This is a genomic window from Streptomyces sp. NPDC085524 (assembly GCF_044541755.1).
In the GTDB taxonomy this organism is placed as follows: Bacteria; Actinomycetota; Actinomycetes; order Streptomycetales; family Streptomycetaceae; genus Streptomyces.
Window position 1 is genome coordinate 235,086 of record NZ_JBITTH010000001.1, and the last position, 20,450, is coordinate 255,535.

The 20,450-nt window shown below is 73.1% G+C and carries 18 protein-coding genes; 8 read left to right on the forward strand and 10 right to left on the reverse strand.

Going from position 1 to position 20,450, the window contains the following annotated elements:
- Positions 1–68: 68 nt before the first annotated feature.
- Both ACIGFK_RS01075 and ACIGFK_RS01080 read right to left on the reverse strand, forming a co-directional pair.
- A complete protein-coding gene (locus ACIGFK_RS01075) occupies positions 69–716 on the reverse strand; it encodes a DUF305 domain-containing protein (RefSeq protein WP_400050086.1) in 648 nt (215 codons plus the stop codon).
- Positions 717–793: 77 nt separating this feature from the next.
- Positions 794–1,270: a DUF6153 family protein gene (locus tag ACIGFK_RS01080; protein WP_400050087.1), complete on the reverse strand. Its 477-nt coding sequence runs from the start codon at positions 1,268–1,270 to the stop codon at positions 794–796.
- A 145-nt stretch (positions 1,271–1,415) separates the two neighbouring features.
- Between ACIGFK_RS01080 and ACIGFK_RS01085 the strand changes: the two genes are divergently transcribed.
- The 3 genes from ACIGFK_RS01085 (at position 1,416) to ACIGFK_RS01095 (ending at position 4,974) form a co-directional block, all read left to right on the forward strand.
- Complete coding sequence (locus ACIGFK_RS01085) at positions 1,416–2,726, forward strand: phosphoribosyltransferase family protein (protein WP_376661956.1); 1,311 nt, start codon at positions 1,416–1,418, stop codon at positions 2,724–2,726.
- 129 nt (positions 2,727–2,855) lie between these two features.
- Complete coding sequence (locus ACIGFK_RS01090) at positions 2,856–3,599, forward strand: DUF4142 domain-containing protein (RefSeq protein ID WP_376661957.1); 744 nt, start codon at positions 2,856–2,858, stop codon at positions 3,597–3,599.
- 4 nt (positions 3,600–3,603) lie between these two features.
- Positions 3,604–4,974 carry a DUF1996 domain-containing protein gene (locus ACIGFK_RS01095; protein WP_376661958.1) on the forward strand — a complete coding sequence of 457 codons (1,371 nt, stop codon included), beginning with the start codon at positions 3,604–3,606 and terminating at the stop codon, positions 4,972–4,974.
- A gap of 116 nt (positions 4,975–5,090) precedes the next feature.
- Here ACIGFK_RS01095 and ACIGFK_RS01100 read toward each other — a convergent pair whose 3' ends face one another.
- Entirely contained in the window at positions 5,091–6,356 is a 1,266-nt protein-coding gene (locus ACIGFK_RS01100; RefSeq protein ID WP_400050088.1) for a PucR family transcriptional regulator, read from the reverse strand.
- Positions 6,357–6,546: 190 nt separating this feature from the next.
- Here ACIGFK_RS01100 and ACIGFK_RS01105 point away from each other — a divergent pair, with 190 nt between their 5' ends.
- The 4 genes from ACIGFK_RS01105 (at position 6,547) to ACIGFK_RS01120 (ending at position 10,333) form a co-directional block, all read left to right on the forward strand.
- Positions 6,547–7,350 carry a hypothetical protein gene (locus tag ACIGFK_RS01105; RefSeq protein WP_376662251.1) on the forward strand — a complete coding sequence of 268 codons (804 nt, stop codon included), beginning with the start codon at positions 6,547–6,549 and terminating at the stop codon, positions 7,348–7,350.
- The gene (locus ACIGFK_RS01110) at positions 7,347–8,795 is read left to right on the forward strand and encodes an NADH-ubiquinone oxidoreductase-F iron-sulfur binding region domain-containing protein (protein WP_376662252.1); all 1,449 of its coding nucleotides are present in this window, start codon (positions 7,347–7,349) and stop codon (positions 8,793–8,795) included. The genes ACIGFK_RS01105 and ACIGFK_RS01110 overlap by 4 nt, the downstream gene beginning before the upstream one ends.
- A 141-nt stretch (positions 8,796–8,936) precedes the next feature.
- Positions 8,937–9,923: an SCO0930 family lipoprotein gene (locus tag ACIGFK_RS01115; protein WP_400050089.1), complete on the forward strand. Its 987-nt coding sequence runs from the start codon at positions 8,937–8,939 to the stop codon at positions 9,921–9,923.
- A gap of 158 nt (positions 9,924–10,081) precedes the next feature.
- Complete coding sequence (locus ACIGFK_RS01120; RefSeq protein WP_386463496.1) at positions 10,082–10,333, forward strand: hypothetical protein; 252 nt, start codon at positions 10,082–10,084, stop codon at positions 10,331–10,333.
- A gap of 122 nt (positions 10,334–10,455) precedes the next feature.
- Here ACIGFK_RS01120 and ACIGFK_RS01125 read toward each other — a convergent pair whose 3' ends face one another.
- The 4 genes from ACIGFK_RS01125 to ACIGFK_RS01140 form a co-directional block, all read right to left on the reverse strand.
- Positions 10,456–11,889, reverse strand: coding sequence for a pyridine nucleotide-disulfide oxidoreductase (locus tag ACIGFK_RS01125; protein WP_400050090.1), 1,434 nt, complete (start codon positions 11,887–11,889; stop codon positions 10,456–10,458).
- Positions 11,886–13,094, reverse strand: a complete 1,209-nt coding sequence (locus ACIGFK_RS01130; RefSeq protein ID WP_376657616.1) for an MAB_1171c family putative transporter — start codon at positions 13,092–13,094, stop codon at positions 11,886–11,888. The genes ACIGFK_RS01125 and ACIGFK_RS01130 overlap by 4 nt, the downstream gene beginning before the upstream one ends.
- A gap of 154 nt (positions 13,095–13,248) precedes the next feature.
- The gene (locus ACIGFK_RS01135) at positions 13,249–13,833 is read right to left on the reverse strand and encodes a toxin-antitoxin system, toxin component (protein WP_376657617.1); all 585 of its coding nucleotides are present in this window, start codon (positions 13,831–13,833) and stop codon (positions 13,249–13,251) included.
- 23 nt (positions 13,834–13,856) lie between these two features.
- The gene (locus ACIGFK_RS01140; protein WP_376657618.1) at positions 13,857–14,438 is read right to left on the reverse strand and encodes a helix-turn-helix transcriptional regulator; all 582 of its coding nucleotides are present in this window, start codon (positions 14,436–14,438) and stop codon (positions 13,857–13,859) included.
- A 351-nt stretch (positions 14,439–14,789) separates the two neighbouring features.
- On the opposite strand from ACIGFK_RS01140, the gene ACIGFK_RS01145 reads away from it, so the two are divergent.
- Complete coding sequence (locus ACIGFK_RS01145) at positions 14,790–16,367, forward strand: alpha/beta hydrolase (protein ID WP_376657619.1); 1,578 nt, start codon at positions 14,790–14,792, stop codon at positions 16,365–16,367.
- Here the strand turns inward: ACIGFK_RS01145 and ACIGFK_RS01150 are convergent.
- The 3 genes from ACIGFK_RS01150 to ACIGFK_RS01160 all read right to left on the reverse strand — a co-directional run bounded on the left by ACIGFK_RS01150 (position 16,297) and on the right by ACIGFK_RS01160 (position 20,215).
- Complete coding sequence (locus ACIGFK_RS01150) at positions 16,297–17,655, reverse strand: MFS transporter (RefSeq protein ID WP_400050091.1); 1,359 nt, start codon at positions 17,653–17,655, stop codon at positions 16,297–16,299. The two genes, ACIGFK_RS01145 and ACIGFK_RS01150, sit on opposite strands and share 71 nt — an antisense overlap.
- Positions 17,656–17,719: 64 nt before the next feature.
- Positions 17,720–18,133, reverse strand: coding sequence for a PaaI family thioesterase (locus ACIGFK_RS01155; protein ID WP_400050092.1), 414 nt, complete (start codon positions 18,131–18,133; stop codon positions 17,720–17,722).
- Between the two features lie 57 nt (positions 18,134–18,190).
- Positions 18,191–20,215: an FAD-dependent oxidoreductase gene (locus ACIGFK_RS01160; protein WP_376657622.1), complete on the reverse strand. Its 2,025-nt coding sequence runs from the start codon at positions 20,213–20,215 to the stop codon at positions 18,191–18,193.
- Positions 20,216–20,450 lie beyond the last annotated feature (235 nt).

The window sequence follows — 20,450 nt, forward strand, 5'->3', positions numbered from 1 at the left end:
GGACGGGGGCCACCGGATCCGGTCCGGCGGCCCCCTCAAGGCCTGTGACGGGAAGACCTACGGGCCGCTCAGCCCAGCAGGCCCTTCATCCTGTCGATCTCGGCGGTCTGCGAGCTGATGATCGCGTCGGCCATGGCCTTGGCCTCCGGGAAGGCGCCGTCCGCCTTCTCCGTGCGGGCCATCGCCACCGCGCCGTCGTGGTGCTTGATCATCAGCTGCATGAAGGCGGTGTCGAAGTCCTTGCCGGAAGCCTTCTCCAGCCGGTCCATCTCCTCGGCCGTCATCATCCCGCCCGTGCCGCCCGCACCGTGCCCGGAGTGGTCCATGGCGCCCTCGGCGGGCACCTGCTCACCCCAGGAGGCCAGCCACCCGGACAGGGTCTTGATCTCCGGGTCCTGGGCCTTCTTGATCTGCTCGGCGAGCTGCTTGACCTCGGCCGACCCGGCCCGGGAGGCGGCGAGGTCCGCCATCTCCACGGCCTGCCGGTGGTGCGGGATCATCCCCTTGGCGAAGGCCACGTCGGCGGCGTTCTGCTGCCCCTTCGGAGCTGCCGCCGAGGCGGATGCGGAGGACGGGGCCGCCGGGGTCGGGGCGCCGTGGCCGCCGTGCCCGGCGGTGTCGTCCTTGCCCGACCCGCAGGCGACGAGGACGACCGAGGCGGCGGCCGCGGCCACGACTGCGGCGGTACGGCGGATGAGGGAACGGTTCGTGCTCATGGTGGTGCGATCTCCTTGTCCGGAATTGAGGATGCGACGGAGCGCGGCGGCCCTCGGGGCCCCCGGCGCGGGTCGTCCTAGATCCGCAGGAGTTGCAGTTCCGCCAGGTCCGGCGGCGCCCGTCCGCTCTGCGCCGCCGCCGTGGCGACGGCGTGGGGGGCACCGGCCGCGGAGACCGCGCCGTCGAGGGCGGCGGCCGGGGCCGGCGGTGCGTACGGCGTGCCGATGCCGGTCGCCGCGCAGGTGGCGTCGGCGTGGTGCGTGTGGTCCGGTCCTCCCGCGGTGTGCGAGCAGCCCTCGGCCGTGAGCGCCACGGGCCGGGCCGGTGCGCGATGGCCCGCCTCCATGACGTGGCCGTCCGGCATGACGTGGCCGGCCTCCATGACGCGGCCCGCCTCCCCGGCCCGGGCGGCGGCCGTCGCGTGGGCCCGCACGGAGGCGGGCCCGGGGCCCAGACCGTGCATGGCCAGCACGCCGGCCAGCACGGCGAGGACGAGCAGCACGAAGCCGCGCCCGGCCGGGCGGCGGCGCGGTGGCTGCACGCGGGAGATCATGGAGGCATCGTACGTAACCTCCGGCCCCGATGCCCCACCGGGGTATCCGAAAGGGGGACGCCCCGTCCGTGGGCCCGCCCGCTTGCACATCCGGCCCGGAGGGAGTTGCGTGGGTTCTGTCTCCCCAGGACGGGGGTGAGCCGAGGTGTTCTTCACCGATCGCGCCGACGCGGGTCGGCGGCTGGCCGCGGCGCTGCGGCACGTGGCGACGGAGGATCCCGTCGTCCTCGGGCTGCCCCGGGGCGGGGTACCCGTGGCCTTCGAGGTGGCCCGGGAGCTCGGCGCCCCGCTCGACGTGATCGTCGTGCGCAAGCTCGGGGTCCCCTACCACCAGGAGCTGGGCTTCGGCGCCATCGGGGAGGGCGGCGTACGCATCATCAGCGAGGACATCGTCCGGCAGGCCCGGGTCGCCGGCGAGGACGTCGCGGCGGTCGAGCGGGCCGCGCAGGAGGCGCTCGGACGGCAGGCGCACCGCCTGCGCGAGGGCCGGCCGCGGGTCCCGCTCACCGGACGCACCGCGATCGTGGTCGACGACGGGATCGCGACCGGCGCCACGGCTGCCGCCGCGTGCGAGGTCGTACGCGCCCAGGGCGCGTCCCGGGTGGTGCTCGCCGCACCGGTGGCTCCGCCGGACGCCGTGGCGTGGCTGCGCACCGAGGCGGACGAGGTGGTGTGCCTGTCGACGCCGCGCGCCTTCCGGGCCGTCGGCGAGTGGTACCAGGACTTCTCCCAGACCCCCGACGAGGAGGTCGTCGCGCTGCTGGCCGAGGCGACCGCCGCCCCCGCGCCCGCCCCTCGCTCCACCGCGGCCGAGGTGGCGGTGGAGGTGGACGCGGGCTCGCTGCGGCTGGCGGGTGACCTCACCCTGCCGCGGGGACCCGGCGGTGCCGGAGCGGTGGTGATGTTCGCGCACGGATCCGGCAGCAGCCGGCTCAGCCCCCGCAACCGCGCCGTGGCGGCCGCGCTGAACCGGGCGGGCCTGGGCACGCTCCTCTTCGACCTGCTCACACCGGACGAGGAGGCCGACCGGTCGAACGTGTTCGCCGTCGAGCCCCTGGCCGGACGGCTCTCGGACGCCACGCGCTGGCTGCGGAGCCGGTACGCCCCCGCGGCCGTCGGCTACTTCGGGGCCAGTACAGGAGCCGCGGCGGCGCTGCTGGCCGCGGCGGACCCGGAGGCGGACATCGGCGCCGTGGTCTCCCGCGGCGGCCGCCCCGACCTGGCCGGGCCGCGGCTGGGCGACGTACGGGCACCCACCCTGCTCATCGTGGGAGGCCGCGACACGACGGTGCTGGAGCTCAACCGGCAGGCGCAGGCGGAACTGCGCTGCGAGAACCACCTCGACGTCGTCCCGGGTGCCACGCACCTCTTCGAGGAGCCGGGAGCCCTCGACGAGGTGGCGGAACTGGCCCGGGACTGGTTCACCCACCACCTGTCCGCGAAGGGGCGCACGTAGCGGTCGAACGCGGCAAGATAACAGCCTTTGGCGGGCCCGCCCCATTGTTTGTCCAAGGGTGATGGTCCACGCGCAGCGGCACCACGAGTGGCCTAGCGTCCCGTGACACCCACGGAGCGAGGAGGCACTGTGCTGTCACTGCGGTGGCGATCCATCAACAGCCTGTCGGTGGCGACGCGGCACACGATCGCGAACGGCATCGTCATCACCGCCCTTGCCGTCACCCTGATCGCGCTGCTGGTCCCGGTGTCGGGATTCGGCGACCGGGCCGCGGCCAGGCCGACGGCCGGGCTCCCGGCGGCCGATGACGACGGCGCCGGGACCATGAGCACGGCGTACGGGCCGCTGACCGCCGCGGACCGGGACTTCGTCCGCAAGGTCCGGCTGGCCGGGCTGTGGGAGCTTCCCGCGGGCCGGCAGGCCCAGCAGCGCGGGACGCGCCCCGCGGTGCGCACGGCCGGGGAGCACCTCGTCGAGGGCCACACCGACCTGGACCAGCAGGTCATCCGCGTCGGCCAGGCCCTCGGTGTCGATCTGCCCAATCAGCCGAGCGCACAGCAGCAGGAGTGGCTGAGCCAGCTGACGCAGGCTCAAGGAGACGCGTACGAGCGGCTGTTCGTGCAGCTGCTGCGGCGGGCGCACGGGAAGGTGTTCGCACTGCTGGCCGGGATACGGGCGCAGACCCGCAACTCCATGGTCCGCGCCCTGGCCACCTCGGCCAATGCCACGGTCCTGGACCACATCACGGTCCTGGAGGAGAGCGGGCTGGTCGACTTCGACTCGCTCGCCGACGCGGCACCGGCCCCGGCACAGGTTCCCTCCTCCCCGGCGCTCTCCTCTCCCGCTCCTCCGATCCCATCGAGGAAGAAGTGATCGCATGAGTCGACAGGGCCATGAACGCCGCCGGCCGACGGTCAAACTGGCGGCCCTGATCTCCGCAGTGGTGCTGGGCGCCGGCGGGGTCGCCGTCGTCGCCGGCAACGCCTCCGCAGGACAGGACGGCGGGCGGGCGCAGCAGTTGACGTCCACGATCGACTGCCCCGACGTGGGGGAACGCCTCACCAGCGTCCCCGACCAGGCGAAGGCCGAGGTCGACGAGAGCCTCGCCGAGCTGGACGGCCAGGTGGCCGACGCCTATCGGCGGCTCGCCGCCGCCGAGGCGCAGGACAAGGGACAGGCCCAGGCACAGGGCGAGGCCCTCCTCGGCGAGCTCGGCCGGAAACGCGGCACCACCATCGGCCGGATGTCCGACGCGATCGCCCGGTCCGCCGCCCGGCCCGAGCAGCTCAAGGACCTGAGCGGATGCCGGATGATGAAGGCGCCCGCGGAGGACGCGGCGGCCGAGGGGCCCGGTCTCGCCCGCAAGGGCGGTCCGGCGCGCAGCGACTTCGTCTCCATCACCAAGGTCCGCCCCAACGTACGCACCCCCGCGCCCTCGGCGAACGCCTCCAAGGGCTCCTTCACCTCGAAGTGCGGCCGCAACGAGAACCAGCACTTCAACCCGGACAACGTGATCGTGGCGCCCGGCGTCTCCAACGGCGCCCACCACATGCACGACTACGTGGGCAACGAGTCCACGGACGCCTTCTCCACCAACAACAGCCTCGCCGCCGCCGGCACCACCTGCGGCAACGGCGACCAGTCCACCTACTACTGGCCGGTGCTGCGGCTGCGCGACGGCAAGGCCGAGCAGGATGCGAAGGCCCCCGGCGGCGGCCAGGACGGCAACGTCGGCACGATCCTGCGCCCCAAGCAGGTCACCATCACCTTCCAGGGCAGTCCCGTCGGCCGGGTCACGGCCATGCCCCGCTTCCTGAGGGTCATCACGGGCGACGCCAAGGCCTTCACCAACGGCACGGCCAACGCCAACGCCTCGTGGAGCTGCACCGGTTTCGAGGACCGCCAGCTGAAGGACAAGTACCCGGTCTGCCCGAAGGGCAGCGACGTGGTCCGCACCTTCACCTTCCAGAGCTGCTGGGACGGCCGGAACACCGACAGCGCCAACCACCGTACGCACATGGCCTTCGCGGACCGTGCGGGCCGCTGCCCCAAGGGCTTCACCGCCGTGCCGCAGCTGGTGCAGAAGATCACCTACGGCATCGCGCCCGGAGCCCGCTTCGCGGTGGACAGCTTCCCCGAGCAGCTGCACAAGCCGGTGACCGACCACGGTGACTTCATCAACGTGATGTCGCCCGGGCTGATGGCCAGGGCCACGGACTGCATCAACTCCGGCCGCAGCTGCCGCTGAGCCCCCGCGCCGGGCGCCCCCTCCCCTACCGCCGCGCCCGACCCGGGAAGAAGTGCCGGCCCGAAGCCTGAGGCTTCGGGCCGGCACCGCTTTTCCCTTCTTTGTACGACGGTGTCCTACAGGCCGTTGACGCGGGCCATCCGGCCGACGACGACGGGGGTGAAGTCCGCCGTGACCACCCGCGCCGCCCTGCGGGTCACCCGCGAGTGCTGGCGGCGCACTTGGGCCATGAGCCGGCGGCTGCGCAGGGCCATCTCCAGTTCGAACCGGGTGCGGGGGTCCCTCAGCCCGGTGCCGAAGAGCTTCTCCAGCTGCCGCATGCGGTAGCGGACGGTCTGGGGGTGGACGCTGAGGGCCTTGGCGGCCTCGGGTGCCCCGCCTCCTTCCAGCCAGGCGAGCAGGGTCACCTCCAGCCGCTCGCTCTGGCGGGGGGTCAGATCCGCCAGCGGGCGCAGCCACCGGGCGGCCAGCGCGTGGGCCAGGGGCTCGTCCTGGAGCAGCAGGAGGGTGGAGAGGTGGTCGTCCACGAAGACGGTCCGGGCTTCCAGGCCGCCCCGGGCGGGGGTCAGGGCGTGCAGGCGCAGTGCCCAGCGCAGCGAGGAGGCGGCATCGCGGAGGGGTACGGCGTGGCCGACGGCGGCGCAGCGGCCGCGCAGCGCGAGTTCCAGGGGGGTGCGGGCGTCCGGGTCGGCGGTCGGGACCAGGAGGCAGGGGCGGCCCGCGAACACGCCGGCGAGGGCGTCGTCGTGCAGGGCTGCCAGTTGCTGCGTGTCGGCGGGGGTGGCGAGCGCGATGGCCCGTACAACATCGGGGAGGGGCCAGTCGGCTGCCTGGGCCAGCTCGGCGAGGGAACCCGCCGATGCGGTACGGCCGTCGGTGAGGGCGTTGAAGAGGTCGTGCCGCGCCTGGTCCGCTATCCGTCCGTGCTCCGGTTCGGGCTCGGGCCCGATGCCGGGCACGGGTATGCGTGGGGGTGCGGGTATGCGTGGGGGTGCGGGTATGCGTGGGGGTGCGGGTACCGGTACGGGCCCGGGTGCAGGCACGGGTACCGCCTCGGGTGCAGGTACGCGTACGGGCACGGGTGCGGCCCCGGGTTCAGGTGCGGGCGCGGCCCCGGGCAGGGGTTCCGCGTCGGCGTCGGCTTCCGCGCCGGCGCAGGCCGGTTCGCGGTAGCCGAGGGTGGTAAGGAGTGCCTCTTCCACCTTCTCTCTGAGCAGTTCGTCGTCAATGGCATCGTTGTCATCGACAAGGGCGGAAAGTTCCGGATTTGCATGCAGAAGCTCCTCCACTATCTCGGCCGCCAGCGCGGGGAGTTCCCGGCGCAGGACGCGGGTCCACTCGCCGCGCGGGCGGGACCAGATGCGGTTCAGAAGTTCGCACATCGTTACCTCGATCGTGCCGGTGAGGTCTTGACGAAGGGGAGTCTTCCGGTCTTGTTCGATGCGCCGGAGAGCCGGTGCGAGAAATTATCACGGTTGGATAAATCCCGTGGAGGTGCTGCACAGGTCCACGATGCTTCTGCACTCCGACCCCAAGACCCAGCTGTCGGCTCGGAGTTCACAGGAGAACCGGATGCCCTTGCCCCAGCCGCACCTTCCCCGCTCGCACCGGGCGCGCCGCCGACATCCCGGCATGCTCAGCGCCGGGGCCGCCGCTCTCGTCTCGGCCGTCGTGGCGGCCCGCGCGGGCGTCCTGACGCACCTCTGGGAGTTCCTCGACTTCGGGGCGGGCGTCCTCTCGCTCGTCTCGCTCACCGCCACCGTCCTGTGGGGGCTGACGGCCACCGACCGGCTCCTGCTGGAGCCGGGCAGCAGGCTGCTCGCCCAAGGGGTGCACCGCGGCCTGGCGGTGGCCGGACTCGGCTTCCTCGTCCTCCACATCTGGGTCAAGGTGGCGGAGGGCCGTACGAGCCCCGGCGCGGCGGCGGTTCCGTTCACGGACGGGGACCGGCCGCTGGTGATCGGGCTCGGCACGCTGGCCGGGTACCTCTTCGTGGCCGTCGCGGTGTCCGGCGGGGTGCGCAGCGCGTTCGCGACCCGGAGCCGCTCGCTCTGGTGGCGGGCGCTGCACATCGGCGCCTATCCCGCCTGGGGCGCCTGCCTGGTGCACGGGCTGAAGGCGGGCCGCCCGGCGGCCGGGTGGGTGACGGCGGCCTACGCCCTGTGCCTGGCCGGGGTGGCCGCCGTGCTCGTGCTCCGCCTGAGGTCCACGCTGCGCGGGGTGGCTGCGCCGCCGATCGTCCCGCCCGCCGCCGTCCGGCCCCCCGCCGGGAGCCGGACGGCGCGCCGGACGTCCCTGCGCCGGACGTCCGTGCGCCGGACCGTCGTGCGGGCCCCCCGGGTGGAGCAGCTCGCCGGCCGGGAGCGGTGGCGGTGAGCGGGCCGCGCCCCGGCCTCGGCTGCGTGGGAGCCCCCCGGCTGCTGGCCGGGCTCGACCGGGCCGCCCGGCTCGACCGGGAGGTCCATCTCGCCGTGCACGGCCCGCTCCCCCGGTGCCACCCGGACGAACTCGTCGCCCTCGCCGACGACATCGATCTGCGGGGCCGGGGCGGGGCGGGCTTCCCGTTCGCCCGCAAGATGCGGGCGGTCATCCGCTCGGCCCGCGGGCGGGCCGACGGCGTCACCGCCGTCGTGGTCAACGGCAGTGAGGGCGAACCCAGTTGCCTGAAGGACACCGCGCTGCTGCTGCACGCCCCCCATCTGGTGCTCGACGGGGCGCTGCTGGCCGCCGCCGCGCTGGGCGCGGAGGAGGTGGCCGTGGCCGTGACCCGGGCCGACGTGGAGCAGTCGGTGCGGGAGGCCGTCGCCGAACGCGGTCCGGCGGGCCGCCGGGTGCGCGTGGCGAGACTGCCCGAGCGGTTCGTGACGGGTGAGGGCACGGCCCTGGTGGACGGTCTGAACGGCGGTCCGACGCTGCCGTCCGGGCAGAAGGTGCGCACCAGCGAGCGGGGCCTGGGCGGCATGCCCACCCTGCTGTCGAACACGGAGACCTTCGCCCAGCTTGCCGTCGCGGCCCGGCTCGGCGCGCAGGAGTACTGCTCGGCCGGCCTGTCGGCCGAGCCGGGAACCGTGCTGCTGACCGTCGCGGGTTCCACCGTGGTCGAGACCCCGTCGGGGACCTCGCTGCCGTACGTCCTCCAGCTGTGCGGCACCGAGCCCGGTCAGGGCGTGCTGGTCGGCGGCTACCACGGGAAGTGGCTGGACCCGGGGTCCGCGCGCGCCGCGCAGGTGTCCCGGCAGTCCCTCGCCGCCCTCGGGGCGAGGCTGGGAGCGGGCGCGGTGCTGCCCCTGCCCGAGGACACCTGTCCGGCCGGGGAGGTGGCGCGGGTCGCCCGGTGGATGGCGAGGGAGTCCGCGGGCCAGTGCGGGCCGTGCGTACGGGGACTGCCCGCGCTGGCCGACGTACTGGACGACGCGGTGCGGGGCGGGGGCCGGGCGGCCCTCGAGGCCGTGGAGGCGCGCATGCGCTCGGTCCTGGGCCGGGGGGCGTGCAGCCATCCGGACGGGACCTCGCAGTTCGTCGCCTCGGCGCTGTCCGCGTTCCCGGACGAGTTCCAGGACCACGCCCTCGGCAGCGGGTGCGGGCGCCGGGTGCTGGGGGCGCTGCCGCTGCCCGAGGACGAGAACCCGGAGCGGCTGGTCGTGGACTGGACCCTGTGCCGGGGGCACGGGCTGTGCGTGGACGTACTGCCCGATGTCGTACGGCTCGACGCGGACGGCTACCCGGCGGAGGCGTCCATGGCGGTGCCCGGGCACCTGCGGCCGAAGGCGCTGCGGGCGGTGCGGCGCTGCCCGGCGCTCGCGCTGCGGATTCAGGGCTGAGCCGGTTCTTGGCGTGATCGGACAAATTCCGGTCCGAATTCACCGCCGCCGCTCCTTTCCCCGTATCAATGTCGAAAGCGAAACACGGATACACGGATACACGGAAACACGGACCGAACGAACGTGAAGGAGCGATCGATCGTGAAACGAATCCGACAGGGGATATACGCGGGGTCGGCCGTCGCAGTTCTGCTGCTGACGGCCGGGTGCGGCTCCGGCGGTGAATACGCGAGCAAATCGGGCGGGGTCAAGCCGGTGTCCGACAGCCAGAAGATCGGCTCCGCATACGGCGGGAGCGCCGACGGCTACGGAAGCGACTCCGGCAGCGGCAGCGGGAACAACCCCGCCGGCGATCCCGGGACGGCCACGGCACGCGCGGCGGGCCAGTTGAAGCTGCGGGACATCCCGGCCGTGGGCTCCGCCGTCACCGACGGGCAGGGCATGACCCTCTACCGGTTCGACAAGGACACGGCCAAGCCTCCCCGGTCCAACTGCGACGGGGAGTGCGCCAAGGCCTGGCCACCGGTGGTGGCGGACGAGGCCACGGCCGGGGAGGGCATCGAGGCGGGCCTGCTCGGATCGGTGATGCGGGCCGACGGCACCCGGCAGCTGACCCTCGCCGGCTGGCCCGTGTACCGCTACGCCAAGGACACCGCGCCGGGCGAGGCGCTCGGCGAGGGCGTCGCCGGGACGTGGCACGCGCTGGGGGCCGACGGGAAGCCCGCGGGCGCCCCGCCGACCGGGACGAAGAAGGGCGGCGCGGAGCTCTCCGTCGTGCAGAACGCCACGCTCGGCGGCATTCTCGCGGACGCGGAGGGCCGCACCCTGTACCGCTTCGACAAGGACAGTGCGTGGCCGATGAAATTCGGCTGCCTGGATTCCTGTCTGGACACCTGGAAGCCGGCGAGCCCTGTCGACAAGTCCGACAAGGCGAAGATCTCGGGAATCGCCGCCGAATTGGTCGGATCGGTGAAACGCCCTGATGGCACGGAGCAGTTGACGATCGACTGCTGGCCGGTCTATTCGTTCACCGGCGACAAAGAGCCGGGCGACATCAACGGGCAGGGAAAGCAGGGCCTCTGGTTCGCGGTGACGGACAAGGGGAAGAAGGCGAAGCCATCCGCATAGCAACGGCTCCCGCGGCGGCCGGTATCGCCGCGGCGGCGGCCGCCGCACTGCTGTGCGGCGGCTGCGGCGCGAGCCCCGGGAACGCCTCCGCGAAGGCCCCCGCGACGCGCTCCGTCTCGATCGAGGAGATCGCCACGGCCATCGGCTGCACCCCCGAAGTGAACGTGGAGGCGGAGGAGTTGCGGGAGGGCGGCTGTGAGACCGCGCAGGGCGCCTACCGCATGGCCACCTTCGCCGCCGACGGCGGGCTGCGCTCCTGGCTGGCCGAGGCCCGGGCCTACGGCGGCAGCTACCTGGTGGGGAACCGGTGGGTGGTCACCGCCCGGCCGGCCGATGCCCTGGGCGGCCTGCGCGACCGCCTCGGCGGCTCCCTGGACACCGGCAGCTCCCATGCCCACCACCAGCCCTAGATTTGGGAGGTGCAGCCCCGTGGATCACGTCGCGGACGGCAGCTCCGTCCGCGACGTGATCCGGAAACCGTCATGGAGTCCGGCCGGAGCCCGGCCCGGCACCCGGCCCGGATCGCGCCCGGCTACGCGGGCTCGTCGGCCGCGGCCCGCAGCGGCTCCCGGTTCAGGACGCTCTGCTCCCGCTCCGTGAGCTGCGGTCCGTCGAGCAGGGGCCGGCGCAGGCCGCGGGCCGCTGCGAAGAGGACGTCGGGGCTGCCGAGGACCGTGGCGGGCTTCTTCATCGCCATCACCTCCGTCAGTGCCCGGACGACGAGGAAGTTGCCGATCGCGGTGCGGTTCAGTCGCTGGACGTACCGGGCCGCGAGCCTGTCGCCCAGGCTGGGCGCCTTGCCGACCGCGTCCGGGTAGAAGCGGTCCTGGCCCACGGCCAGGAGCCAGGCCGCGGAGGCCGGGCCGGCGATCGCCTTCTGGGCCTGCCGGGCGAACTTCGGCGCGCCGACCGGGGTCTTCGCCGCGGTGTCGCGCAGGGCCAGGGCGCCGAGCGCCGCAGCGGACATGCCGTGCCCGTAGACCGGGTTCAGGCTGGTCGCCGCGTCACCGAGGACGACGAACCCCGTGGGCATCGCGGCCTTCTCGTACCGCCGCTGCCGGTTGGCCGTACGGCCGTAGACGGCTACCTCGCCGATCGGCTCGGCGCGGGCCAGGAAGTCGGCGGCCAGCGGGTGGCGCACGCCCCGGGCGAACTCCTCGAAGAGCTGCTCGTCGCCGCTCGGCTCCCCGCCGCGGGTGCCGGAGAGGCTGACGTGCCACTGGCCGTCTTCGATGGGGATGACCGAAACCACCTGGCCGGGCGTGCCCAGCCGCGGGTCCGCCTGGATGTTGACGACCGGCCAGTCCGACGCGGTGCCTTCCGGCGCCCGGTAGCGGCGGCTGGCGTAGCGCACGCCGGCGTCCACGACGGTCTCCTCGACCGCGGGCCCGCCGATGGCGGCGAGCCACTCCGGGGCCTTGGAGTCGCGGCCCGTCGCATCGACCACGAGGTCCGCGTCGAGGACGTCCTCCCGGCGGTCCCCGTCGAGGATCCGGACGCCCGTCACCCGGGATCCGTCGCCGGCCAGCCCCGTGATCCTCACCCCGGTACGGGTCCGTACGTTCGGGTGTGCGGCCCGGAGTGCGGTGCGCACCCCCCAGTCGACGAGGTCGCGGCTGGCTCCGATCAGGTAGTGCGTCTCGGTCCAGCGCCGGAACCAGCCCGCCGGGGAGTACGAGACCATCCCGTTGGGGATCGGTATCCGGTGGGCGCCGGCCTCCAGCCAGGTGGCGGTGGTGCCGGGGAGCAGTTCCTCGATGGCGTCGGCCCCGCCCGACCACAGCATGTGGGCGTGGGCGGCCTGCGGCAGCCGTGGCCGGGGGGCCGCGGTCTCCGGAAGCACGGTGTCCCGTTCGACGACGAGGACGTCCGCCACGTACGGCGCCAGGGCCGCGGCGGCGAGGGTGCCCGCCAGCCCGCCGCCGAGGACCACGGCCCGGAGGCTGCCGGAAGGGTTCTGGGTCATCGTGCACTGCTCTCTAGTACGGCGGCTTCACGGGTGGCTCGGACGATCGGGGACCTCGACAGGGCCCGGGACAGCCGCACGAGCCCGACGGTGCTGTTGGCGGAGGCCAGCAGCGGGCCGTCACCGGCCTGCTCCGCGGGCGGGTCGGCCTGTTCGGCCACGTGCCTGGCCCACATGACCACGGCGTGCGCCAGCACGGCGGCATCGGCGATGACGGCCGCCTCCTCCTCCGACGGGGCCGTCTTGAGCGCCTCGGCCAGGGACAGTTCCCGCACCTCGGGGCTGAGGAAGGGATGGACGCTGAGGATCCCGTCGTAGATGTCGGATTCGATCTGCGTCACCCGCACTTCGATGGGTGTGGAGATCCCGCCGGCCAGGTTGATGCTGTGCCGGGTCGCCGCCCGCAGCTCGCGCCAGGCGGGCTGCAGCTGGTGGTAGCGGCGCCACATCCCCACGTAGTTCATGAGGCGCTGCGACAGCAGCGGCAGGACGAAGCCGATGCCGATGAGCAGGGCGGAGACGGCGGCGATCGGCGGGGCGATCGGCCAGCTCAGCCGGTCGAGGTCGTGGCCGGTCCAGCGGGCGCCGAGCGCGGTGAACTTGAGCGCGTCGTACACCAGGTTGAGGATGTAGCCGATGACGATGAGGACCAGTCCGGCCCGCAGCGGGCCGTGCACCACGCGCGCCCAGCGAGCGCAGAGCACGGTCATCGTGACGGCGGCGGTGGTGTGCGCCACCAGGTACAGGACGATCATCTCGCGGATGTAGGGCGTGTTCGCGTAGTACGTGTCGAGGTCGACCAGCCGTTCCACGGGGGCGTCGCCCAGTGCGAAGAGCCCGTTGATCGCGGCGATGACTGCCACGGTCGCCCAGTTGCAGCGGCGGGACCACCGGGCGGCCCGTTCCGCGTCCTCGGGCCCGCTGCTCCAGCGGATGATGAGCACCAGGTTGGCCCCGGAGAACGCGGTCAGGATCGTGTACACGACCGGCGCGGCCGCGTTCGGCGTCCCGGTGATCCGGTTGATGGCGGCGATGGACGGGACCGCGGCGGTGGCGAAGACACCGGCGGCCACGAAGAGCAGCACGCACACGGAGCGCAGCAGTTCGTCCTTGGGATTGCGCCACAGCGGGGGCAGCTTCAGGAAGCCGGCGAGCAGCAGCAGCGCCCCCGGGATGTAGAAGGCGGCGCCATTGGGATTGCTCATGCCGCGGCCCTGCGCACTCTGGCGGTGGCGCCGGTGCCCGGTCGTCCGGGCCGAAGGCTGTTCATGCGGATGTCTTCCTCACTAGGCGGCAGCCACGGTGTGGCGGCGTAGGGCACCGTGCCGGCGGGAGCGGCATGCGTTTCCGGACCGTTCATCAGGCGTCCGTGGCGCCGAGAGAGGCCTGGATGCGTGCTGCCGTCCCTTCCAGGACCCGCTGAGCGGGGTCGAACTCCACCAGGTGGCGGAACCGGCGGCCGAGCATGTGGCCGTACCTCTCCGCCTCGGCTTCGTCACCGGGGACCGTGTGGGTCCGCGCGGCGACGGCGCGTACGGCTTCGCCCAGTTCTCCGGCGGTCAGCTCGTCGTCACCGAGCAGGCGGGTGGCGGCCTGCGCCCCGAGGACGTGGGTTCCGCAGTGGCCGCGGACCATGTGCCAGATCTCGTGGCCGAGGATGACCAGGGCGTGGAACGGGCTGGTGTTCCTGGTGACCACGATGACGTCCTCGGTCTCGCGGTCGAGCCAGAGGCCGGAGACGGGGACGGCGCCGAGGCCCTGCGGGAAGGTGCGGCGCAGGATGCGCACCGGGCGGCCGCGGTGGTGGGTGAGATGCCCGGCCATGCGCGCGATCACCGTGTCTATGTCGCCGGGCGCGTGCCCGCCCATGGCCGTGTCCAGCTCGTCGCAGAGCCGGACCATCTGCTCCTCCAGCTGCCGCTCCCGGCGTCGCCGGCTCCTCAAGGTCCCCACCCCCTCGCTCCCGATCACTTCTGCTGGTCGTCGCTCATGATGAAATCCAGCAGGTCCCGCATCTTGGCCAGTGTTTCCGGAGCGCCCCGGAACGCGATCGACCGGAGCTGGAACCTCTCCTTGAGCTCGCGCAGGTCCTCGAGTTGCCGGGCCTGCTCGCTCGCCAGCCGTTCCTCGAGCGCACGGTTGAGCGCCTGGGACGGCGTCGCGGTGAGGAAGCCGCGCGGAACCTTGAAGAAGTCCTCGATGCGGGCGGCCAGTTCCAGGCTGGGCACCTTGCGGCCCTTGAGGAGTTCGCCGACCCACTGGGGCGTCACACCGGCGCCGTCGGCGATTTCGGCCTGGGAGTACTGGAGGCCGTCGGGGCGGCGGCGGGTCTCCCGGAGGAAGTCGAGCCGCTGCGCCACCTGCTGCTGGAAGTCGGTCTCGTGCAGGGCCTGGCGGCCGAGGCCCGCGCGCACGACGCTCTCGGGCAGGCCGGTGCTCAGCGACAGCGGTGCCGGGTCGAGGACCGCCGCCCGGTCGAGGTCGGCCTTCTCGATCAGCTCTTCGAGGAGTCCCAGGCTCTTCAGGTGCGGGGCACCCTCGTCGGTCACGGATCCTCCCCGGCGGTGCGTGACTGCGGTCCCCGCGCGGCGGCTTGCGGACAGCACTGTGACCGGACCCAGTGCCCGGACCTGCGAAACCTTAGATCAGAATGACGATCGATTCCACAGTTGAAACGATCGTTTGCCCTCGGCCCGTCCGCTTCGGCCGGCGGTCCGGGGGTACGGCCCGCACAGGGCACCATGCTCCGCGTGTCGGCCAGTTGTCCTGATTTCGGCTCGTTCGTGAGGAGCACAAGGTCCCGCCCTTCGGGATGATTCGCCCCGCCCTCCAACTGCAACAAGGTGGTGGGGCAAGCGACTTCATCCTCCGCACCGAAGGGAAGGAACGGCCACGTGCGCATGAAACGCCTCGCACCGCTTCTCGCCTCTGCCGCTCTCCTCGCCACCACCGCGCCCCTCCTCTCCGCGACCGGCGCCTCCGCCGCCCCGGCGCAGGAGTACGGGCAGCAGAAGCCCGACTGGCACCGTTGCAGTCCCGAGCAGCCGGCCTCGTACGAGTGCGCCACGCTCAAGGTCCCGCTCGACCACCGGCGTCCCCAGGGGCGCACCATCGACCTCGCGATATCCCGCATCAAGAGCGAGAGCCCCGCGAAACGGCACGGCGTCCTGCTGATCAACCCGGGCGGCCCGGGCGGGTCCGGGCTGGACATGCCGCTGATGATGAACGAGGGGATGCCGAAGGACGTACGCGACCAGTACGACCTGATCGGCTTCGATCCGCGCGGGGTCGGGGCCAGCAGCCCCGTCTCCTGCGGACTGACCCGGGACGAGGGGGTCGTCGACCGGCCCTACCACCCGGAGGGCTTCCCCTCCGACGTGGCGTGGGCCCGGACGGTCGCCGAGAAGTGCCGCGAGAAGGCCGGTGACGTACTGCCGTACATCACCACCCGCAACACGGCCCGCGACATGGACGCGATCCGCGCGGCGCTGGGCGAGCGCAAGCTCTCGTACGTGGGCTACTCGTACGGGACCTACCTCGGCGCGGTGTACTCGCAGATGTTCCCGCAGCGCACCGACCGCTTCGTCCTCGACAGCGGGGTGGACCCGCAGAAGATCTGGCGGGGCATGCTCCAGGAGTGGGCCTCGCAGTCCGAGCCCGCCTTCGCCCGGTGGACGCGGTGGGCGGCGGAGCGTTCGGCCGAGTACGGGCTCGGCGACAGCCCGGAGTCGGTGTCCGGCACCTTCTGGGGGCTGGTGGCGCGCGCCGACCGGGAGCCGTTCGAATTCGACGGCATGAAGGTCACGGGCGACGTCATCCGGTCCGCGCGGGCGGTGTTCTTCTACCCGGCCCAGGCCACCCCGATGGTCGCGGCCCTCAAGGCGGCGGCCGAGGGCCGGCCGCTCCCGGCGGGCACGTCGGCCCCGGAGGTGAAGCAGCTGCTGACGGGCGGGCGGAGCGACGGACCGGCCGCGGACAACGGCATCTCGGTGTTCTGGTCCGTGGTGTGCGGGGACACGGGCACCTGGCCGCGCTACGCGGAGCAGTACGAGCGGGACGCGGCGCGGGACAAGGCGAAGTACCCGCTGTACGGGGACTTCTCGTCCAACATCAAGCCGTGCGCCTTCTGGGACCGGCCCGTGGAGGCTGCCACGCCCATGCGGACGCGGGCGGACGTGCTGACCGTGCAGAACGAGTGGGACTCGCAGACCCCGCTCTCCAGCGGCCAGGGCCTGCACCGCGCCCTGAAGGGCTCGCGGATGGTGCTGGTGGAGGGCGGTGAGGGCCACGGCGTGTACCTGGCGGACCCGAACTCCTGCGCCAACGCGCACGTGAACGCGTACCTGGCCTCGGGCCGGCTGCCCGACCGGGACGTGACCTGCCGGAACCAGAACCCGCCGCCGGCCGCTAAGGCCCGGCCCGGGTCCCCGGTTCCGTCGGGTCCACTGCCCTTCCCCGCCGGACCCGGCCGGTTCTGACCCGGCCCGGCGCGTACGGACCCTGCTGTGCGGCGGCCCGGCCGCCGCGCAGCGGGGTCAGCAGCGCCCCGCCGAGGATCAGCAGGCACAGCGCGCCGCCGCCGAGGCTGATCGCGGGGACGCCGTGGCGGGCGGCCAGCGCCGTGAGCACGGCCACGCCGACGGGGCCCGAGGCGTTGTGCACCGTCCAGAAGGCGGAGGTGACCCGGCCCAGCAGGTGGTCCGGGGTGACCTCCTGACGCAGGGTCATGGTGCACACGCCGCCGAGGGTGGTCCCGAACATGAACACCGCGGACAGCGCGGCGATCACCGGCACGCTCCGGCTGAGGCCGATGCCCGCGACCGAGACGGCGATCAGGGCCAGCGAGGCGGGCCAGCAGACGGCGATGCCGAAGAGCCGGCGCAGCCGCCCCGCGGCGAGGGCCGCGACGGCGGACCCTCCCCCGCCCGCGGCGACGACGTAGCCGAGGGTGACGGAGTCCCGGCCGAGGTCCTCCTCCACGTGGAAGATCAGCAGGTCGGTGGCGCCCATGGTGACGAAGGTCAGTACGGTCAGCTGGATGGTCAGCGGGCGCAGCAGCGGGTGGCTCCACAGGAAGCGGAAGCCCACCACGAACATCTCCCGGAGCACCTGGGCTCCGCCCGGCGCCCGCTCCCCGGACGGCTCCGCCGCCCCTGCCGCCCCTGCCGGCCTTTCCGGCTCGGACGGCCTTTCCGGCTCGGACGGGCGGTGGAAGGTCACCCAGCGGAGGCTGACCGCGGAGACCAGGAAGGTGCCCCCGTCGACGGCGAGGGCCCAGTCGGGGCCGACCGCGGCGGCGATGAACCCGGCCGCGGCGGGCCCGATCAGGGTCCCGAGGGCGAAGGTGCTGAACAGCCGGCCGTTGGCGGTGGTGAGGTCCTCGGCGGGCACCAGTCGGGGCACCGCCGTCACGTAGGCCACGTCGAAGAGCGTCTTCAGTACGGCGACGACCGCGGTCAGTACGTAGAGCACCCAGATCCGGGGCCCGGCCAGCCAGACCAGCGGCAGCGCGCCGAGCAGCACCGCCCGCGTCAGATCGCAGACGATCATGAGCCGGCGCCGGTCCACCCGGTCCACCACGTACCCGGCGAAGACTCCCGTGCCGATGGCGGTGGCGCCCGAGACGACGGTGACGAGGCCCATCTGGACGAGGGACCCCGTGGCGTCGAGGACGAGCAGCGGCAGCGCGAGCAGCGAGATGGAGCCGCCGAGGACGGACAGCGCCTGGCCGAGCCAGAAGACGTTGAAGTTCCTGTTGCCGCGCACACCGGGACGGTAGAGGCCGGATCCCGGGCTGTCACCCGCTTTTTGCCCGGTGTGCGGGGCCGGTCTAGCCGAGCAGCGCGTAGACGGTGGAGGCCGTGGCGGCGGGCTCTTCGGAGCCCTCGGGGGTCAGGGTGATGTCGGCGAAGGCCATCCGCTTGCCGAGCTTGGTGACCCGTACGCGGATGATCACGTCGGTGCCGACCACGGGGCGCTGGAAGCTGGTCGACTGCTGGACGGTGGTCATCGGCCCGTACGCCCCGCGCGCGGCGGAGATCGCGATGACGGTGGCGGTGTCGGCGGCCGCCATCATGGCCTGGCCGGAGAGGCCGCCGCCGTCCCGGGCCAGTTCGTCGGACCAGGGCAGCCGCAGCACGGCGTGCCGCTCGCCCGTCTCCTGGACGGTGAGGCCGAGGGCGAGCACCCAGGGGGCGAAGTGATGGCTGAGGATCTTGTCTGCGTCAGCGGGAGAGAACGTCACCGGGCGATTGTGGCGGCCCTGCCGGGCCGCCACAATCCCCCTTCGGCCATTGCCGGGTCAGAGCGTGGCGGCCAGTTCCGTGCCCTGGCGGATGGCCCGCTTGGCGTCGAGTTCGGCGGCCACGTCGGCGCCGCCGATCAGGTGCGCCTCGACGCCGGCCGCGCGCAGCGCCTCGTACAGGTCGCGGCGCGGCTCCTGCCCGGTGCACAGGACCACCGTGTCGGCGGGTACGAGGTGCTGCTCCTCGCCGACGGTGATGTGCAGGCCCTCGTCGTCGATGCGGTCGTACGCGGCTCCGGCGACGGAGACGACGCCGCGGTGCTTCATCTCGGCACGGTGGATCCACCCGGTGGTGGTGCCGAGTCCGGCGCCGACCTTGGTGGTCTTGCGCTGGAGCAGGTGGACCTGGCGCGGCGGCGCGGGACGCTCGGCCTTGGCGAGCCCGCCGGGCCCGGCGTAGGAGGTGTCCACGCCCCAGTGGCGGAAGTAGACCTCGGGGTCCTGGGAGGCGCCCTCGCCGCTGTCGGTGAGGAACTCGGCCACGTCGAAGCCGATGCCGCCGGCGCCGACGACGGCCACGCGCTCGCCGACGGGGGCGCCGTCGCGGAGCACGTCGAGGTAGCTGACGACCTTGGGGTGGTCCACGCCCTCGATCGCGGGGGTGCGGGGGGTGACTCCGGTGGCGACGACGACCTCGTCGTAGCCCTGGAGGGTCTCGACGTCGGCGCGGGTGTTCAGCCGGACCTCGACGCCGCTCTCGGCGAGCTGGGTGCCGAAGTAGCGGATGGTCTCCTCGAACTCCTCCTTGCCCGGGACCCGGCGGGCGATGTCGAGCTGGCCGCCGATGTGGCCGGAGGCCTCGAAGAGGGTGACGGCGTGGCCGCGGCCGGCGGCGGAGACGGCGCAGGCGAGACCGGCCGGGCCGGCGCCGACGACGGCGACGCGCTTCTTCAGCTTCGTCGGGGAGAGCACGAGTTCGGTCTCGTGGCAGGCGCGCGGGTTGACCAGGCAGCTGGTGATCTTGCCGCTGAAGGTGTGGTCGAGGCAGGCCTGGTTGCAGCCGATGCAGGTGTTGATGGTCTCGGAACGCCCGGCGGCGGCCTTGGCCACGAAGTCGGCGTCGGCCAGGAAGGGCCGGGCCAGCGACACCAGGTCGGCGCGCCCGTCGGCGAGGAGTTCCTCGGCGATCTCGGGGGTGTTGATGCGGTTGCTGGTGACGAGGGGGACGGACACCGCGCCCATCAGCCGCTTGGTGACCCAGGTGTAGGCGCCGCGCGGGACGGAGGTGGCGATGGTGGGGATGCGGGCCTCGTGCCAGCCGATGCCGGTATTGATGATGGTGGCGCCGGCGGCCTCGATCTCCTTGGCGAGGCGGACGACCTCTTCGAGGGTGGAGCCGCCGGGGATCAGGTCGAGCATGGAGAGGCGGTAGATGAGGATGAAGTCCTCGCCGACGGCCGCGCGGGTGCGGCGGACGATCTCCAGCGGGAAGCGCGTGCGGTTCTCGTAGGCGCCGCCCCAGCGGTCGGTGCGCCGGTTGGTCGCGCCGGCGATGAACTCGTTGATCAGGTAGCCCTCGGAGCCCATGATCTCGACGCCGTCGTACCCGGCGAGCTTGGCGAGGCGGGCGGCCCGGACGAAGTCCTCCACCGTCTGCTCGACCTCGGCGTCGGTGAGCTCGTTCGGGACGAAGGGGCTGATGGGGGCCTGGAGGGCGCTCGGCGCGACCAGGTCCTTGTGGTAGGCGTAGCGCCCGAAGTGGAGGATCTGCATGGCGATCCGGCCGCCCTCGGCGTGCACGGCGTCCGTGATCACCCGGTGCTCGGCGGCTTCGTCCTCGGTGGTGAGCCGGGAGCCGCCCTCGAAGGGCCGGCCCGCGTCGTTGGGCGCGATGCCGCCGGTGACGATGAGCCCGGCCCCGCCGCGGGCGCGCTCGGCGTAGAAGGCCGCGAGGCGCTCGAAGCCGCCCTCGTGCTCTTCGAGGCCGGTGTGCATGGACCCCATGATCACGCGGTTCGGCAGGGTGGTGAAACCGAGGTCCAGGGGGCTCAGCAGGTGCGGGTACCGGCTCTGGGAACTCATGAGGGGCGCCTCCTCGCGCGGGGGTGATGAACCTGTTCTAGCGAGGGGCGCCCTGTTTTGCAACTAAGTGCAAAACCGCGACGGCCCGCCTCCCCCGGATTCCCCGGGAGGGCGGACCCCTGCTGTGGCGGAGTTCACGCCTCCTGCATCGCCGAGAGCCGGCGGACGAGGACGACGGCCAGTACCGCCGCGACGACGAAGAGCAGATCCGACGCGGCACCGGCCAGCGCCGCGT

Excerpts from the sequence above, each read along its gene's own strand:
- ACIGFK_RS01075 (WP_400050086.1), bottom strand. The coding sequence starts at position 716 with ATGAGCACGAACCGTTCCCTCATCCGCCGTACCGCCGCAGTCGTGGCC.
- ACIGFK_RS01080 (WP_400050087.1), bottom strand. The coding sequence starts at position 1,270 with ATGATCTCCCGCGTGCAGCCACCGCGCCGCCGCCCGGCCGGGCGCGGC.
- ACIGFK_RS01095 (WP_376661958.1), top strand. The coding sequence starts at position 3,604 with ATGAGTCGACAGGGCCATGAACGCCGCCGGCCGACGGTCAAACTGGCG.
- ACIGFK_RS01100 (WP_400050088.1), bottom strand. The coding sequence starts at position 6,356 with ATGTGCGAACTTCTGAACCGCATCTGGTCCCGCCCGCGCGGCGAGTGG.
- ACIGFK_RS01105 (WP_376662251.1), top strand. The coding sequence starts at position 6,547 with ATGCCCTTGCCCCAGCCGCACCTTCCCCGCTCGCACCGGGCGCGCCGC.
- ACIGFK_RS01125 (WP_400050090.1), bottom strand. The coding sequence starts at position 11,889 with ATGACCCAGAACCCTTCCGGCAGCCTCCGGGCCGTGGTCCTCGGCGGC.
- ACIGFK_RS01130 (WP_376657616.1), bottom strand. The coding sequence starts at position 13,094 with ATGAGCAATCCCAATGGCGCCGCCTTCTACATCCCGGGGGCGCTGCTG.
- ACIGFK_RS01145 (WP_376657619.1), top strand. The coding sequence starts at position 14,790 with ATGAAACGCCTCGCACCGCTTCTCGCCTCTGCCGCTCTCCTCGCCACC.
- ACIGFK_RS01160 (WP_376657622.1), bottom strand. The coding sequence starts at position 20,215 with ATGAGTTCCCAGAGCCGGTACCCGCACCTGCTGAGCCCCCTGGACCTC.